The 17,848-nt window shown below is 36.3% G+C and carries 16 protein-coding genes; 8 read left to right on the top strand and 8 right to left on the bottom strand.

Annotated features, from left to right (window positions below):
- Positions 1-20: 20 nt before the first annotated feature.
- Entirely contained in the window at positions 21-494 is a 474-nt protein-coding gene (locus tag H033_RS0104525; RefSeq protein ID WP_026837224.1) for an RES family NAD+ phosphorylase, read from the bottom strand.
- A complete protein-coding gene (locus H033_RS0104520) occupies positions 494-1,006 on the bottom strand; it encodes an antitoxin Xre/MbcA/ParS toxin-binding domain-containing protein (RefSeq protein WP_026837223.1) in 513 nt (170 codons plus the stop codon). The genes H033_RS0104525 and H033_RS0104520 overlap by 1 nt, the downstream gene beginning before the upstream one ends.
- Positions 1,007-1,216: 210 nt before the next feature.
- Between H033_RS0104520 and H033_RS0104515 the strand changes: the two genes are divergently transcribed.
- Entirely contained in the window at positions 1,217-2,575 is a 1,359-nt protein-coding gene (locus H033_RS0104515; RefSeq protein WP_026837222.1) for a dihydrolipoyl dehydrogenase family protein, read from the top strand.
- Here H033_RS0104515 and H033_RS0104510 read toward each other — a convergent pair.
- From H033_RS0104510 to H033_RS0104490, 5 genes are read right to left on the bottom strand one after another with little or no spacing between them, the layout of a single operon-like run.
- Positions 2,572-3,366, bottom strand: coding sequence for a hypothetical protein (locus H033_RS0104510; protein ID WP_026837221.1), 795 nt, complete (start codon positions 3,364-3,366; stop codon positions 2,572-2,574). The genes H033_RS0104515 and H033_RS0104510 overlap by 4 nt on opposite strands.
- A 12-nt stretch (positions 3,367-3,378) precedes the next feature.
- A complete protein-coding gene (pdeM, locus tag H033_RS0104505) occupies positions 3,379-4,014 on the bottom strand; it encodes a ligase-associated DNA damage response endonuclease PdeM (RefSeq protein WP_026837220.1) in 636 nt (211 codons plus the stop codon).
- 13 nt (positions 4,015-4,027) lie between these two features.
- Entirely contained in the window at positions 4,028-6,535 is a 2,508-nt protein-coding gene (locus H033_RS0104500; protein ID WP_231367546.1) for a ligase-associated DNA damage response DEXH box helicase, read from the bottom strand.
- A 45-nt stretch (positions 6,536-6,580) separates the two neighbouring features.
- On the bottom strand, positions 6,581-8,173 hold the full coding sequence (locus tag H033_RS0104495) for an ATP-dependent DNA ligase (protein WP_026837218.1): 1,593 nt from the start codon (positions 8,171-8,173) through the stop codon (positions 6,581-6,583).
- Entirely contained in the window at positions 8,170-9,225 is a 1,056-nt protein-coding gene (locus tag H033_RS0104490; protein ID WP_026837217.1) for a ligase-associated DNA damage response exonuclease, read from the bottom strand. Before H033_RS0104490 ends, H033_RS0104495 begins: the two co-directional genes overlap by 4 nt.
- Before the next feature lie 165 nt (positions 9,226-9,390).
- On the opposite strand from H033_RS0104490, the gene H033_RS0104485 reads away from it, so the two are divergent.
- On the top strand, positions 9,391-9,816 hold the full coding sequence (locus tag H033_RS0104485; RefSeq protein WP_026837216.1) for a TerB family tellurite resistance protein: 426 nt from the start codon (positions 9,391-9,393) through the stop codon (positions 9,814-9,816).
- A gap of 1 nt (position 9,817) precedes the next feature.
- On the opposite strand, the gene fbp is transcribed toward H033_RS0104485, so the two are convergent.
- On the bottom strand, positions 9,818-10,828 hold the full coding sequence (gene fbp, locus H033_RS0104480) for a class 1 fructose-bisphosphatase (protein WP_026837215.1): 1,011 nt from the start codon (positions 10,826-10,828) through the stop codon (positions 9,818-9,820).
- Positions 10,829-10,943: 115 nt separating this feature from the next.
- On the opposite strand from fbp, the gene H033_RS0104475 reads away from it, so the two are divergent.
- The 6 genes from H033_RS0104475 (at position 10,944) to H033_RS0104450 (ending at position 17,388) form a co-directional block, all read left to right on the top strand.
- Positions 10,944-11,420, top strand: coding sequence for a GNAT family N-acetyltransferase (locus H033_RS0104475; RefSeq protein ID WP_026837214.1), 477 nt, complete (start codon positions 10,944-10,946; stop codon positions 11,418-11,420).
- 75 nt (positions 11,421-11,495) lie between these two features.
- Positions 11,496-11,969 carry a GNAT family N-acetyltransferase gene (locus H033_RS0104470; RefSeq protein ID WP_026837213.1) on the top strand — a complete coding sequence of 158 codons (474 nt, stop codon included), beginning with the start codon at positions 11,496-11,498 and terminating at the stop codon, positions 11,967-11,969.
- A gap of 2 nt (positions 11,970-11,971) precedes the next feature.
- Entirely contained in the window at positions 11,972-13,225 is a 1,254-nt protein-coding gene (locus tag H033_RS0104465) for an aspartate kinase (protein ID WP_026837212.1), read from the top strand.
- A 53-nt stretch (positions 13,226-13,278) separates the two neighbouring features.
- Entirely contained in the window at positions 13,279-15,078 is a 1,800-nt protein-coding gene (locus tag H033_RS0104460; RefSeq protein ID WP_026837211.1) for a GNAT family N-acyltransferase, read from the top strand.
- A 102-nt stretch (positions 15,079-15,180) separates the two neighbouring features.
- On the top strand, positions 15,181-15,825 hold the full coding sequence (locus tag H033_RS0104455) for an SDR family oxidoreductase (protein ID WP_026837210.1): 645 nt from the start codon (positions 15,181-15,183) through the stop codon (positions 15,823-15,825).
- 423 nt (positions 15,826-16,248) lie between these two features.
- Positions 16,249-17,388: an alpha/beta hydrolase gene (locus H033_RS0104450; RefSeq protein ID WP_231367545.1), complete on the top strand. Its 1,140-nt coding sequence runs from the start codon at positions 16,249-16,251 to the stop codon at positions 17,386-17,388.
- Positions 17,389-17,848 lie beyond the last annotated feature (460 nt).

The following is a 17,848-nucleotide window of genomic DNA, read 5'->3' as shown; positions in this document are numbered from 1 at the left end:
TTTTGATTATTGGAATTATTTTATTTGACCTGTTTAAATCTTTTGTCAAAAGCTAGTTGCTTTTTTGAAACAATAGTAATTCTTGTTGCGTCGGGATGATTAGGATTAATCAAGTAATTGTATTCAGGAGGAACAATACTACTAGGGACCTTTAGAACTGCTGCGTCATTATCATTTACAAAATCATCTCCGATGTATTGTGTTTCAAGAGATGGAGGCTGTATGTCCCAATTATCTGGTAAGTCTTCGATTCTTAATTCTAAAATTTCAACTTCATCAGGAATATCAATCTCGACATAATATCTGTCGATTGGCAAATCCTCACTTAAATCTAAATGGACTGAAACTTCTAGAGTTGAAAGTGCTCGTGATTCAGCAGTATAAACTAAATTTGTGTTTAGACTGTTCCAACGATATCCCTCAGTTAATGCTGCTCCAAATCCTTTTAATGTAGTTTTTAAATATTTCTCTCTCTCAATTCTGTATACTCTCATCAGGCCATATTTCCATATTCAAGTCTATTTAAACTATTTCTAACTTCTTGAATTCCCGTTAATGAATCGAATAGGCTTTCTGGTGAGACATCTCCTAGAGAAATATTTGGTTTTTTTAGCCAGCGTTGAAATTTCTCTTTTTCATTATTGAAAACCTCTAACCCAAAATCAAGTAATTCTGTAAGAACGAGAACTACTTCACTATCTCTACCAGTAAGTAAATCTTTATCTCTCTTTTTTTTATTATAAGTGGTTTGAGCAACACCTAGTAGGTGTAAAACTTGTTTTACAGGTAAATTTGTTCTAGTACTTATTACTTCAATTGATTCATAAGGCAAGCCATTTCTAATAATACTTACCCTATCCATCCTTGTAGTCCAAGCATATTTATCTTCTGCAACCACTATACTCCATTTAGGGCTTTCAGCCCTTCTTGTTCTTGCTCTATGGACACTTTTTTTAGGGTCTATTGCTTTGATTCTAGATGGTATTTTACTCTTATTTACATTCATAACAGTATATTTGTTGTGAATATACAGCAATTTTGCTACAATTCCAAAATTTTGCTTTAATAAGTGCTAACAGATTTTATACAAAGATATAAACTAGTAATAATTAAAATCCTTGGATTGCTATATGTGTTAATTTAAGCCCAAAAACATGGCTTTCACAGTAGAACCAAAGCTTTTTAATTAATTTCAACTCGATTTAAGAGATTAGTTATGTCAAAATTTGAAGAATACGATGTTTTTGTAATTGGGACGGGTACCGCTGGTAAAAAAGTAGCTACCGCCTGTGTAAAAGAAGGCTGGAAAGTTGCAATTGCAGACAATCGTGAATTTGGAGGAACTTGTTCTAACAGAGGTTGCGATCCCAAAAAAGTTTTATTAGGCCTTACAGAAATCATAGATCGTGCTCATAAAATGAAAGGTTTTGGAATTACCAAAATGCCTGAATTCAGCTGGGAAGATCTTATGGCTTTCAAAGAAACTTTTGTAGATGCAGTTCCAGCAGCGACAGAAAAAGATTTTGAAAAACTGGGGGTTACTATGTTTCATCAATCCCCGAAATTCTTAGATAAAAATACGCTATCGGTAGAAGGGAAAACAATTATAGCTAAAAAAATAGTAATTGCAACTGGGCAAAGGCCAATGGAATTAAAGATTCCGGGAAGGGAACATGCTATTGTAAGTGACGCCTTTTTAAATTTAAAGCATTTACCCGAAAGTATGCTCTTTGTTGGAGCTGGTTATATTGGGATGGAGTTCGCCCATATGGCAGCACGCCTTGGAGTAAAAGTAACCATGATGGACATCGCTTCCAGACCTCTCACTAACTTTGATGAGGACATGGTGGGTTATCTTGTCACTGCTTCAGAAAAACTAGGAATAAAATTTATTTTTAATGCTGAAGTTTCAGAAATAGAAAAACTAAGAAAAAATTACCGAGTTACTGCAAAACAAGATGGAAAGGAAATTTCAGAAAAAGCAGAACTCGTTATTAATACCGCTGGAAGAGTTCCATCTATAGAAGAGCTAGATCTTGAAAAAGGGAAGGTTTCTTTTAGCAAAAAAGGAGTTTCTGTAAATAAATATCTTCAGAATCCAACTAATGAAAATGTTTATGCTTGTGGAGATGTATCAGACAGTGAAGGCCTGCCTTTAACTCCGCTTTCCTCTCAAGAAGCTCTAATTGTGATTGCCAATCTATTAAATCCAAACAAACCTGAAGAAGTGAATTTCCCTCCACAACCTTCCGTAGTTTTTACACTTCCAAACATCGCTTCCGTAGGACTTTCAGAAAAAGAAGCTAAAGAAAAAGGATATGATTATAGGCTAGAGCATAAGTTGGTTCCAGGTTGGTTTAATGCAAAAAGAGTGAATACAGAGGAATATGCTTACAAGACTCTAGTAGATAAAAAAACCGATCTTGTTTTAGGCGCTCATTTAATAGGCCCGGAAGCTTCTGAGATCATAAATATGTTTGTAATGGCAATGTGCGGAAAATTAACATGCAAGGAATTAAAGACTATGATCTATGCGTATCCAACCTGGGGAAATGACATTAAAGGTATGGTCTAAGAATTTCCAGACATCATCTTATGCATTGGATTGCTCTTCCTGTTAACATAACCATGATAAGCTATATTAAGAAAAATTAGCACTGCGGCAATTAAACCTACATAGGCTAAAGTGGTATTTTCATCAAGCTGTTTTACATAGATCGCTACCAATGCCCACACCCCGACCAAAGCAAATTCTCTCATGTTTCTGGTATGGATAATTGTAATATTAATTACGGTTGCAGCGGCAATCATGATCATAGTCCATTGAACCTCGGTAAATAAACCACCATCCCATCCTAATTTAGCTAAATATGCAGTTATATTGGCTATAGTAGCTACTGTAATCCATCCGGAATACAAACATATTGGCCACCAGTAAAAACCAATGATCCTAATTGGTGCATCCCAACGCTCCATGTTATTTTTTATAATAATAGCGATTAGGCTGACTAACATGATAAGCATCAAAATTACCGAAATCAAAGTATACTCATAAAGCCACGCGAATACCCATGAAGCATTTGCGAAATTTGCAATATAAAACCAAGGCCCGGTCTTGAACTCATTTCCATCCTTAGGCTTATCTGAATAACAAATGTAAACCTGATAAATTGAAAATATTAGCAGCGCTATGTAAATAGGTCCCCAAATAGCAAAAGCATAACCTGCAGGAGTGAAAAGATTTTCATATTCGGCACTTAAACTACCTATTGTATTCCCATTAATTCCAACTAGCTGAGAAAAATAACTGGCAAGAATGGCGGTTATTACCGATAACAAATTGACAATAGCTAATCTTTTGTTCATAATTTCTCAAGTTTAAAAAACTGAAATAACTTCTGTTTTGGTTATTGCAAAGATACGGTCTCCCTCATTTGGTGAGATCCAGAAATTTCCTGTAAACTCCCCAAATGCGGGTAATATTAGCTGCTCTTTATTTTGATAAAAACAACGTAACTGAAGCGTTTGCCTTCCGTTCCCTCTTAATTTGAATCCTGGATGAAGGTGTCCGCAAATATTAAAGAAGCCTTCTCTTTCTTCAGGATGGTGCGTTAGCAAGAATTTTCCCAATATCATTTCAGAATAGATCTTCACTCCTAAAGCTTCATATTTCAATTCAGAGATAATATCATGATTTCCCGCAACCAGGATTACAGGAATTTCGATAGTTTCCATCCATTGTGTAAATAGATCCCATTCCATATTCAAGGAACTATGAAAAAGATCTCCCATAAAAACAATGCTTCTTGGTGAAAAGAATTCCACCACTTGATCCATTTTTCTGAAATTTTCTGAAATAGCAGCCTGCGGAACAGCGCTTCCATATTTTCTGAAATGCGAGATCTTTCCAAGATGCACATCGCTAATAAGCAGCATTTCCTGCTCCTCCCAATACATAGTGCCGGAAGGATGCAAAATAAATGTTTGATTTGATAAGTATATCTTTTCTATCACCTCGTAAATTTAATCACTTTTCTAATTGTTTCAGCATTTTGCGGATACGGTCTTCCACTTTTTCTGAAGTCAATTTCTCCCGAAGCCTATCTGTAATTATTGGAAATGAAAAGGGAGTCGCTTTCTCACAGGCTTTCCAGACTATTTCCTGATGCGAGATGCGCTCTAAAGCTTGCCGTAATCTACCCTCCTCTAGTTGATGCTCAAAAGTTTCTCGAAAAGCCTGAAGAAATAAAAGATTATCAGGCTCATAATCTCTAAAAACACTAAAAAGCAATTGCGAATTAGACTGAAGGTGTTTTGTTTTTATAAGTTTATTGGGATAACCCGTAAAAACCATACCGGCAATAACTGCCACATCCCGAAACTTTCTTCGTGCCATTTCAGTAGCATTTAAACTTTTATAAAGATCGTCCATCAGGAATTCTGCTGAAAAAAGATTATTATCGAGAACCTGTTCCATATTTATCTCTTGATCTGAAAGCAACTCAAATCCATAATCGTTAAATGCGAGGGTAAAACTTATCGGCAATAATAAACTTATCCTATATGCCAGTAAACTTCCAAGAGCTTCATGCACAAATCTACCTTCAAAAGGATAAAAAATGGCGTGATAGCCTTCTCTTGTCTTAAAAGTTTCAATTAAAAACTCATCGCTTTTCGGGATTATAGATTCTCGTAATTGCCTTTCAAAAATGGGTTTTAGGGCTTTTAATTCTTCTGAAGTTTTCTTAGCTTTTCCTTCAGTATCTTTTTCCATTGAAGCGGCAGCTTCGTACATTTCCTCTCGCAGTAATTCACTCATCTGTGCAGAAAATGCCATTCTTCCTCCTTGCCAGCTGGGAACTTTGGAAGTTTTACTTTTTGATGACCTAACAATCACTTGCATATTCTTTATATGCACCAATTCTAAGTTTCTTCCTGCAAATGTAAACACATCACCAGGCTTTAATTTGGAAATGAACCATTCTTCTATACTTCCAATAAAACCACCTTTCATATATTTCACGGTGAGAACGGCATCGCTCACAATAGTTCCAATTTGCAACCTATGCCTCATGGCAACTCCCTTATCATTCACTTTAAATTTACCGTCTTCCTCTATTTCCACCTTTTTATATTCGTCATAAGCCTGCAAACTCTGACTTCCCTTGGTAATAAAATTCAGCACCCATTCCCATTGATCTTCGGTAATTGCTTGAAAACAAAAAGTAGATTTGATCTCTGGATAGATATCGGCAGGGAAAAACCCACCTGAAACTGCAAGTGTTGTAAGGTATTGTACCAAAACATCGAAACTCAGTAAATACGGAATTCTATCTTCCACGACAGTTTTATTCACTGCTTTTTGCAAAGCGGAAGCTTCAATAAGCTCTATGGCGTGTGTAGGTAAAAAGTAGATCACACTTTGTTTTCCTGGCTGGTGCCCACTTCTTCCGGCCCGCTGAATAAATCGTGCGACTCCTTTTGGACCACCAATTTGAATGATAGTTTCCACTGGCGCAAAATCAACTCCAAGATCTAAACTAGAAGTACACACCACCGCTTTTAAAGATTCGTTTCTAATGGCTTGCTCTACCCAAAGTCTGGTTTCCTTATTGATGCTTCCGTGGTGCATTGCTACATCCCCCGCGAATTCCGGATATTTCTCCATTAATTTCTGAAACCAGAGTTCGCATTGAGACCGCGTGTTGGTAAATATTAACGTCGTCTTTGAATTGTTGATAATTGGGACCACCTCAGCAATTAAATGCAAACCCAAATGTCCTCTCCACGGAAACTTTTCCATTTTCTTCGGAATAATAGAGCGAACATCTATTTTCTTCTTGAGGTCTGCTTTTATCATTACCGAGTTTTTATAAGCAACAGATTCTGGACCCAATAAGACCTCTCTTGCTTCCTGAAGATTTCCAATTGTTGCAGAAATCCCCCAGATCTTTAATTTTTTTGAAATCGATTTTAATCGGGATAAACTTAATTCAACTTGAACACCGCGTTTAGTTCCCAATACTTCATGCCATTCATCGATTACAATGGCATTAAGATCTTTGAAAGTTTTGTCGTAGCCTTTGGATGACAATAATAATTGAAGGCTCTCAGGTGTAGTGATAAGTAGATCCGGCATCATTCGCTTTTGTGCTGCACGTTCTTTTTGCGAAGTATCTCCAGTTCTAATCCCAACAGTTAATTGAGTGCCCATTTCCTCTGCAAATCTCTTGGCAGATTGTTCTATTTCTACTGAAAGCGCTCGTAACGGGGTAATCCAGATTGCTTTAAGTCCTTTTTTTTGTTTAGTTTTATAGTCTGGATTATTCTTGATGTATTCTAAAACAATAGGAACCCACAAAGCATAGGTCTTTCCGCTTCCTGTAGGAGCGTTTAATAGTCCATTTTTATTCTGCAAATAAGCTCTCCAGGTTTCTGTCTGAAATGTGAAAGGCTTCCAACCTTGCACCTTGAACCAATCTTTTCCAAGATCGTAAAGTTCAGTTCTTTTCAATTTCACCTCCTTGCTTTTCATGCTTACTTTATCTATTTATAAGAATATATTTTGATCTTATTATACTTAGGGAATTAGCGCCTTAAGATCTTCCAAAGTGTTAGCATCCTCTATTTTCTTATCCTGTCTCCATCTCAGAATTCTTGGGAATCTGGTAGCTAATCCACTTTTATGCCTTTTAGATTCTGCAATTCCCTCGAAAGCAATTTCAAAAACATGATGTGGAGTTACACTTCTAACCGGCCCGAATCTTTCTAGTGTATTTTTCTTGATCCAGGCATCCACTTTTCTAAATTCCGCATCGGTGAGGCCGGAATAAGCTTTGGCAAAAGTTACCAATTCATTTTTTTCCTCATCCCACAATCCAAATGTATAATCTGTAAATAAATTAGAGCGTCGCCCGTGACCGCGCATCGCATAGGTTAGCACAGCATCAATTGTCAAAGGGTCCACCTTCCATTTCCACCAGTCTCCTTTTTTTCTACCTACCAAATATGGAGAGTCTAGCTTTTTCAGCATTAAACCCTCAGATCGTTCTTCCCTGGCACGTCGACGTTCTTCTGCAACTTCCTCCCAACTATTAAAAGCAAGACTTTCTGATAAGTATAAAGGAGTTTCAAAAATATCTACATCTTGAACCAAGCTTTTCAGCGACTCTCGTCTTTCTTTATATGAGCTATTCCGTATATCTTTTCCGTTCCATTCCAAAAGATCATACACCTTTAAGATCACCGGTGTTTTTTCCAGCAAGGCTTTGGAAACTGTCTTTCTCCCAATTCTGGTTTGCAAGTCGTTAAAAGTTCCTATTTCACCTTTAGGAAAAGGCAAGATCTCTCCGTCCATAACTGTACCGTTAGGAACGGCATTTATAAAAGCCTGAAATTCTGGATATTTATCGGTTACCAACTCTTCACCACGGCTCCATACAAAAAGTTCATTATTTCTAATGATCACCTGAGATCGTATTCCGTCCCATTTATGTTCAACACTCCACTCGCTCACATCACCCAATTCCTTTACTTCATTTTCCAAAGCATAAGCCAGATAGAATGGATATGGTTTTGAGAGATAATCTTCTTCATTTTCTTCTAAAATAAGCTGTGTATAGGAGATCTTAGAAGGCTCCCAATTTCCCATCAATTTATAAGCGAGTATATCTTCATCTATATTGGTAGCCTTAGAAAGCGCTCGAGTCATTAACTTCTGACTCACACCTATTCTAAAACTTCCTGTAATTAATTTACTAAAAACGAAACGTTCATAATAATTGAGCTCCAGCCAATTCTCGTGCAAATATTCTTTTTTCTCCATGTCAGTCAGCTTCTTCAACTCAATAATTTCCTGAAGAAATTGATTCAGACTTTTATCAGAGGTAGCATCGGATGCAGGAATGATCAGGGCAATGGTTTCTGCCAGATCTCCAACAATATGATAGGATTCTTCAAACAACCAAAGAGGAATATTGGCAAGTTCTGTAGCCCATTCTCTTAACAAGGTGGTATTTATAGGTCTTGGCGGCCGTCTATGAGAAAGAATAGCAATGGCCCAAACCTTATCCTTATCTGGAGCAATTTCAAAATAATGGGTTAAGGCTTCTACTTTTAAAGTAGTCTTATTAGTGCTATCTAGGGTTCGTATTAATTCGGCGAAAAGTTTCATAGGCTCTCAGGTGCTTTTTTTACAATTTCCAGATCCTTTTCTATTTCACTCTTCGCTTCTAATTCTCCTATCTCCCCTTCGTATTGAGTTTCCTCGGTTTTGGCATCATATCCTTTTTCTCTTAAGAATCTTGAAAAGATCTCGGTATAACCATGAGTACAGATCACTTTTTCACAACCTGTTCCTTCAATTGCCTGTAACAAGCCTTGCCAATCACAATGATCTGAAAGCACAAAACCTTTATCGATAGCTCTTCGTCTTCTGGCTCCCCTAAAGGTCATCCAACCACTTGCCGACGCTGTTACAAATGGAACCATTTTTCTAATCCACGGAGTACCTTGCGCGCTTGGCGGTGCTAGCACCATACTCCCTTTTAATTCTTCTTTTTTGGTGTCTCTGGTAATTCTAATTGTTTCGGGCATGCTCAACTGTGGTCTCAATACCTCCGTCATGTTTTCAATAGCTCCATGGGTATAGATCTTTCCTATACTCGGATCTAAATATTTCAACAAACGTTGTGCTTTTCCCAAAGAATATCCAAATAGGACTGAAGTTCTTCCATCTTCTCTGTTTTGCTGCCACCAATTATTTACATCTGTCATTACCTGATCTTGAGGCACCCACTTAAAAGCAGGCAATCCAAAAGTACATTCAGTAATAAAAGAATGACATTTTACAGTCTCATATGGTACTGCAACTCCATCATCCTCCATTTTATAATCTCCAGTGAATACCCAAACTTCCCCTTTATATTCCACTCGAATTTGAGAGGAACCAATAATATGTCCCGCCGGGTGAAGTGAGAACTTAACACCATTTATGGTAAAAGTTTCGTTCCACTCCTTCCCTGTAACTACTATTTCACCTAATCTGTGTTTAATAATTGGGACATTAGAATGGTGGGTAATATATTTTTTGTGTCCCCATCTGGAATGATCTGCATGCCCATGTGATATGATGGCGTGGTCTACCGGCTTCCAGGGGTCTAAATAAACCTTGGCTTGTTCGCAGTAGATGCCTTTTTCATTGAATATCAACAAAGGATTGCTCATAATAATTCTTTTCTTTTAGCTTAAGAAAGTTAGGGTTTTTGCTTTTTTTGCAAAAGCGATTAAGAAAAGATTAGCTAATGTAGAGTCCTAAATTAATAATGATATAAATTGATTTCACATCCGTAGAGGTTTATCTATATTTGTATCAATAAATATATTTAATATATGTCATTTTTAGATTTGTTTGGCTCGGGAGAGCATTTACGCAATTTAGGTCACTTTGCAGCTATTGTCAATCTTGCTGCTATAGATGGTGCTATTAACGCTGAGGAAGAAACTCAGCTTCAACGTTTTGCGAGAAAACTAGATATCGGTGAATCAGAATATAGCAAGGTATTGGAAAACCCAACAGCCTTTCCTATTCAGCCGCCTAATACTGTAGAAAGAAGATTAGAAAGATTACATGATCTTTTTACCATCATCTTTTCAGATCACGACATAGATGATGAAGAAGCAGAGCTTATCAAAAAATATGCAATTGGACTTGGTTTTTCTGAAGAATCCTCCAAAGCAATCATAAAGAGATCTATAGATATCTTTAGTGGACATTTAAGTTTTGATGATTACCGATATTTATTAAATAAAGAATAGACTAGCGGTCTTTCGCAGTCATAAATTCTTCAGCTTTTTCTACCATTTTTGTACTTCCACAAAAGAAAGGAACTCGCTGGTGCAGTTCTGTTGGCTTTATATCTAAAATTCTCTCAAAACCATCACTGGCTTTTCCATTTGCTTGTTCAGTAATAAATGCCATTGGGTTACATTCGTATAACAAACGTAATTTCCCAGAGGAATTCTGTGAGCTTTTAGGATAGATAAAAATCCCCCCTTTTATCATATTTCTATGAATATCACTTACCATAGATCCTATATATCTTGAAGTATAAGGTCCTTCAGGTTTTTCTTGTTGGCAGTACTTAATATAGTCTTTTACACCCTGTGGAAAATGAATATAGTTCCCTTCGTTTATAGAATAGATAGTCCCAGTTTCAGGAAATTGCATTTGCGGATGTGATAAATACCAAGAACCTAAGGCGGGATTCAATGTAAATCCGTTCACTCCATTTCCTGTGGTATAAACCAGCATTGTTGATGTACCATAAATAATATATCCAGCAGCCACTTGTTTATTCCCTGCTTGTAAAAAATCCTCTTTTGTAACCGGAGTTCCCACTGGAGTAACCCTTCTATAAATAGAAAAAATGGTTCCTACAGAAACATTCACATCTATATTAGAACTCCCATCCAAAGGATCCATGAGCACCACATATTTATTTTTGTGATCTTTCTTATGCCCTTCGATGGTTATAAAATTATCATTTTCTTCGGAAGCGATTCCACAAACAATTTCCCTATTAGTAAGGGTCTTTATAAAAGTTTCGTTTGCATAAACATCCATTTTTTGCTGATCTTCTCCCTGAATATTGGTCTCTCCATATGCCCCAATAATATCCACCAAGCCAGCTTTATTCACTTCATGATTTACCACTTTTGCGGCAAGCCGAATAGAATTGATCAATCTGGACAGCTCTCCTGAAGAGTATGCGAAATCCGCTTGATTTTCTATTATGAATTCACCTAAAGTCTGATTTTTCTTGGACATTTTAATGGGATAAGATTAATTTGCGGCAAAAATATTCAAAATATATAAGGTACTATAACGTTTTCGTATTTTAAATATTTGTAAGTTCCTTCTTTTTACAATAATTAACATGATTATGAAATTTACAATTCGAAAAGCTGAAACGAAAGATCTTCCACAAATTCTAGAATTAATTCAGGAACTGGCAACTTTCGAGAAAGAACCTGATGCAGTAGAAATAAATGTAAAAGACCTTGAAAAAGCAGGTTTTGGTGCTGATGCATTTTATACTTGTTTTGTTGCTGAAGCAAATAACAAAATTGAAGGAATGGCTCTGGTCTATTTTAGATTCTCCACCTGGAAAGGAAAAACCGTTCATTTAGAAGATCTTGTAGTTCGAAAAGGAACGCGTGGTATGGGCATGGGAAGCGCCTTATACAAAAAGGTGATCGCTTATTCTTTAGAGCAAGGCGTAAAACGAACAGAATGGGTGGTTTTAGATTGGAACACTCCTGCGGTAGAATTTTATGAGCGCAGCGGCGCAAATGTTTTAAGGGATTGGGACACAGTACAAATGGATGAAAATGCCATGAAATCTTATTTAGAAAGGTAATTATTGCAGTATTCTACTTTAACATTTCTACCATATATAAGAATGGTTTGCTAAATTTGTGGAAAAGCACCAATTATGGAATATACAATTAGAGAAGCAAAAAAAAATGATATGCCACAAGTCCTTGAACTCATAAAAGAACTTGCTGCTCATGAAAACGCATCTAATCAAGTAGAAATAGAAGTTGCAGATCTGGAACAAGAAGGTTTCGAAAACGGAAATTTTAAATGTTTTGTGGCCGATGTAGACGGACAACTACAAGGAATGGCATTGGTATATTTCAGATTTTCCACTTGGAAAGGCCGCACTGTGCATTTGGAAGATCTAATTGTAAGAAAAGAGATGCGAGGAACGGGACTTGGAGGTGCTTTGTACAAAAGAGTTGTGCAATACGGCCATGACAATGGAGTAAAACGTGTAGAATGGGTAGTTTCTGAAGGAAATAAAAACGCAATCGAGTTTTACGAAAACTCCGGAGCCGACATCAAGAAAAACTGGTACACTGTGCATATGGACGAAACTGGTATTCAAAAAAACATTGAAAAATAAGAATGGATATATACAAGTTTGGTGGTGCCTCTGTTAAAGATGCTTCTTCTGTCCGGAACGTTTTAAAGGTGCTCAAACTAACAGGTGCTAAAGATAAAGTCATCGTTATTTCGGCAATGGGAAAAATGACCAATGCTTTTGAAGTGGTCATCAAAGACTACTTAAGTAATTCAAAAGTAATTCCCGAAAGTCTTTCAGAAATTAGATCTTATCATCTTGAAATTATTAATGGTTTATTCCATTCTAAACAAGCTTCTATTTATAAAAAATTAGAAACGCTTTTTGAGGAGATCCAGAATTTCATGGTACATAACAAATCTAATAAGTATGATTTTGTTTATGACCAACTGGTTTGTTTTGGAGAATTGATCTCCTCTACGATTGTAAGCGAATATTTTACTCAAGAAGGAATCAACCATACTTGGGTTGATGCCCGTACCCTTATAAAAACCGATAATATTTATCGAGATGCTTCCGTAAATTGGGAAGAAACGCAAAATAGAATTGCGAAAAATATTAACAAGGAACATCTCTATCTCACACAAGGATTCATTGCCGGAGACACCAACAATTTCACCACGACTTTAGGTAGAGAGGGAAGTGATTATACTGCCGCCATTTTTGCTTATTGTTTGAATGCTGAAAAAGTTGTGATCTGGAAAGATGTTGCCGGTGTACTTAATGCCGATCCTCGTGTTTTTGAAAATCCACAGCTTTTACATCAAATCTCTTATGAAGAAGCGATAGAACTGGCATTTTATGGAGCCTCTGTAATACATCCTAAAACGCTTCAGCCATTACAGCGAAAGGAAATACCCTTATTCGTTAAATCTTTTATAGACCCTTCAGGAAGTGGCACAGCCGTAAGTAAAGGGCAAACTCTAGTTCCAGCGATTCCTTGTTTTATAGTTAAAAAAGACCAAGTGCTTATTTCTCTATCTTCTTTAGATTTCTCCTTTATGGTAGAAGAAAACATAAGTGAGGTCTTCAGGCTGTTTCATTTGTATCAGATAAAAGTAGACCTTATTCAGAATTCTGCTATAAGCTTTGCGGTATGCGTAGATAATAAATTCAATAATCTCGAGAAACTTATTCAGCATTTAAAAGCGAGATATAAGGTGAGTTATACAACAGGTGTTTCCCTTTATACTATCAGACATTTTGATGAAGGAGCTATAAAATCTTTAGAAAAAGATAAAGAGGTGCTCTTAAAACAAGTCATGCAAAACACCGTTCAAATAGTAACAAAGGCTTAAACTTAGGCGAAAGTCCAATTCGCTATCTTTGTTAATAACCTAAACCACGTTTAATGGGAATTGTTACCGCGCAGGAAGTAGCCAAAGTTATGAACCTCCAAAAATTAGGGCTAATAGGAACCGCAATTGGCTGGATCGTTCTACGAAGCACAAAGCTTTCTACCTTAAACAAAGAATACGATTCCAGAAAAGATTTAAACGGGGTTGACTTTATAAATTCAGTTCTGGAAGGATTTGAGATCGATTTTGAGATTCCGGAAAAAGACTTAAAAAGAATTCCAAAAACAGGTGCATTCATAAGCATTGCAAATCATCCCTTAGGAGGAATAGATGGAATGATCCTTTTGAAGATATTATTAGAAAAACGTAGTGATTTTAAAGTGATCGCCAACTTCCTTCTTCATCGTTTAGACCCTTTAAAACCTTATATAATGCCGGTAAATCCTTTTGAAGATCACAAGGATGCAAAATCCAGTTTAGGCGGGATCAAGCAATCTATTGCGCATTTAAAAGAAGGTGGTGCCTTAGGGATCTTTCCGGCAGGAGAAGTTTCTACTTATAAAGATGAAAAACATATTGTAGATAAACCTTGGGAGCCTGCTGCTATGAAGCTTATTCAAAAAGCTAAGGTTCCCGTAGTTCCTATTTATTTTCATGCTAAGAATAGCACCTTTTTTTACCGTTTAGCTAGTATGAGCGATATTTTAAGGACCGCTAAGTTACCTAGTGAAATGCTTTCCCAAAAGAAAAGGAAGATCGTGGTGCGTATTGGTAACCCAATCTCTGTGGAAGACCAAACGGCAAATCCAAATCTCGAAGCTTTTACCGCATTTTTGCGTAGAAAAACTTATATGTTGGCCAATTCTTTTGAGAAGAAAAGTCTTTTTGATAATATTCCCAAAAGCCTAAAGTTACCAAGAAGCCCAAAAAAGATTGCAATGCAAGCAAATCAATCTTTAATGGAAGAGGAAATAGAGACTTGCAGAAGATTAGATAAGCGCCTTTTGGAGAGTAAAAATTATGAGGTCTTCTTAGCCAAAAAAGAAGTGATTCCAAATATTCTTAATGAAATTGGAAGGTTACGAGAAATTACTTTTAGAGAAGTTGGAGAGGGAAGTAATAATTCTATAGATCTGGATCCTTTTGATGAATATTACTATCACTTATTTCTTTGGGATAAGGATACCAAAAAAATAGCAGGAGCATATAGAATGGGAATGGGAACAGAAATATTTAAAGCCTATGGAATAAATGGATTTTACCTTCAGGACCTTTTTAGGTTTGAACCAGAATTGTACGATATGATGAGTCAATCTATAGAAATGGGAAGGGCTTTTATTATAAAGGAATATCAATTACGGCCAATGCCTTTATTTTTGTTATGGAAAGGAATCGTGCATTGCACATTGCGCTTCTCTGAACATAAATATCTTATTGGCGGAGTGAGCATCAGCAATAAATTCTCAAATTTCTCTAAATCCCTGATGATAGAGTTTATGAAATCCAATTATTATGATCCTTTTGTGGCACAATATATAAGACCGAAAAAAGAATTTAAGGTGAAATTGAACGATGCCGATAAGGATATTGTTTTCGACGAAAGTGAAGCTGATCTAAATAAATTCGATAAAATAATTGATGAACTGGAACCGGAAAGCTTAAGACTTCCCGTTTTAATTAAAAAATATATAAAACAAAATGCACGCGTGGTAGCCTTTAATGTAGATCCGTTATTCAATGATGCCATTGACGGCCTTATGTATATTAAAATAGCAGATCTTCCTGAAAGCACCGTAAAACCGGTGATGGAAGAGTTTCAGAAAGAACTGGAGCAGAAGCATTCGCATATCTAGATCTATACTTTCTGCAAGTTGTTAATTTCCTGTTATACCATCAGTATAATTCGGAATTGAACAATTTCATAAGTATATTAAAATTTATTAAAAAGAAATAAAATGGAAAGAGTATTAGTAGTGGGAGCTACAGGACAGACAGGAAAAAGGATTATAGAGATATTGAACAGCTCTAGTACCTTCGAGCCATATGCGATGATCAGAAAAGAAGATCAGAGACAAATGTTTGAAGATATGGATGTAGAGACTGTAATGGGCGACCTTGAAAAGGATGTAGACCAAACAGTTCAAGGAATGGACAAAGTGATCTTTGCTGCAGGTTCTGGCGGAGAGACAGGAGAAGAAAAAACCATCGCTATAGATCAAAATGGAGCGATAAAAATGATAGATGCATCTATAAAGGCGAAGGTTAAAAAATTCGTGATGTTAAGTTCTATGGGGGCAGATAACCCTGAATCTAATAAGGATCTAAAAGTGTATCTGGAAGCTAAACAAAATGCAGATGAGCATTTAAAAAACAGCGGACTCGCTTATACCATTGTACGTCCCGGAGCATTGAATGATGATCTTGGATTGGCAAAAGTGAAACTTGCTGAAAAATTAGACGAGAGTGGAGAGATCTCCAGAGATGATGTTGCCTTTTTATTGGTAATGAGCCTTGCAGATCCTTTGGTGAAAAATAAAACTTTTGAAGCCTTGGAAGGAAAAGAGTCTATAAAGAATGCTATTATAGATTTGAGTAGATAATATTTCTGTATGTCCGCTTTTGTTCCAGTAAATAGTTTTTTATTAATTAATTACAGGTTGTTACCGTCATGCTGAACTTGTTTCAGCATCTCAAATATGTGGTATAAGACCCTGAAACTCCCGATCGTTCGGGACAGGGTGACGCGACCATTTCAGATAGGATAATTTGGTCACTGGACTCTAAACGGATATACAATTAATATTTTTTATTTATAATCACTACATGACCTAGTTAAGAGCTAGGTCTTTTTTTTGAGAAATTTTGAAATTATAAAAATTTGTTATAGTTCTCACAAAAACAGTTAAGCAGTCTAGTAACGAGTGTTTTAGAAAGTAATTTTGTTGCTAATATTAATGACTAACGACTTTTTTGACATGAATAATTCTAAACAAAACCAAAGTTTATTTTCTTCCAAAAATGCAATGAGAAAGATTCTATTTGCATCTGGACTTGCTCTTTTTTTAATTGCTCCTACTGTCTATTCTCAAGATAAGGACGATAAAAAAGAAATGAAAATGAAAGAAATGAAAATGAAAGATCCGAAAGTGAAAACCGGAGATCCCATGAAAATTATGCCGAATGGTCCTCAGCCAGATTGGGCCCCAAACATAGATCCTCAAATGTTAGCTGTAATTGAACAGTTTCAATCCTATGAAAACCCATCGTTTAAAGGAGCTACTGGTTTTCAGTATCGTAATATTAAATTACCTGCAAATGCCGTAATGGACATTTTACATCAAACCGGAGTAAAACCGACGGAAAGTAAAGTGGATATTAGCCACAAAATTCTTCCCGTTGGTGAAGAAGGTGTACTTGTTAGAATGTACAAACCAAAAAACACAGAAAACGAAAGCTTACCTGTGATCGTTTATTATCATGGAGGTGGATGGGTAATTGCAGATTTAGATACTTATGAAGCTTCCCCTATGGCGCTAGCAGAAAAAGCAAATGCAATAGTTATTTCTGTAGCCTATAGACAGGGACCAGAAAACAAATTTCCAACTGCCCACGAAGATTCATTTAATGCCTATAAATGGGTAGTAGAAAACACTGCCGAAATTGGTGGAAATCCTAATATGATAGCAACTGCCGGAGAAAGTGCTGGTGGAAACTTAGCAGTAGCTGTGGCAATGATGGCCAGGGATCGCGGAGTTAAATTACCAGTTCATATTGTATCTGTATATCCAATTGCAGATGGGGATATAGAATCTCCGAGTTATGAGAAGTATGCGAGTGCTGTTCCATTAAATAAAGGTTTTATGAAATGGTTTTTTGATCATTATGTACCAGATTGGAGTACTAATAATGATCCTTTAATCAACTTAATAGATGCAGATTTATCTGGTCTTCCAGCTACCACAATTATCAATGCCGAAATAGATCCTTTAGAAAATGAAGGGAAAGTTCTTGCTGAAAAAATGAAGGCTGCTGGTATTGATGTAGAGCGTAAAATGTATGAAGGAGTAACCCATGAATTCTTTGGAATGTCTGCGGTATTAGATCAAGCAGGAGATGCTCAAAAGTTTGCAGCAGATAGATTAATGAAAACTTTTAAAAAATAATAATTTTACATTTCGACAAGTTCAATGTGACACGTTTAACAATGTCATCCTGAGACCTGTGATAAAAAAATTAACTAGCGTAGGTTTTTGACGTATGATGGTTTCTAGCTGATTTATCTTATTAAGAAACTTCTTTTTTGCAAGTGTAGTACTTCGACGGCGTAAAATTTTCGAAGCCCTGCCCGTTCCGTTCAGGCGGGCTTGGAGAAAATTTAGCCGTGGAAGTACGGTTCAAATTATGCGGTAGCATAATTGGAAACACCTACAAAAAAGTTTCCTTTTTTTGGTTCGTTTTTTTGGACACGCAAGAAAATGAACAATCTTAAAAATTAAACAGATCATTACCGACTAAAAGGAGTGTTTTCCAAATTCTTGAAATCACCTAAATGATAACAAAAAGCGTATTAAAAACTTGCAAAGAATTAGGTGTGTCAATTATCTATAAATCAAAAATTTATAT

Source organism: Gillisia sp. JM1 (assembly GCF_000424645.1).
Classification (GTDB): domain Bacteria; phylum Bacteroidota; class Bacteroidia; order Flavobacteriales; family Flavobacteriaceae; genus Gillisia.
This window is presented reverse-complemented; position numbering and strand designations above follow the sequence as displayed.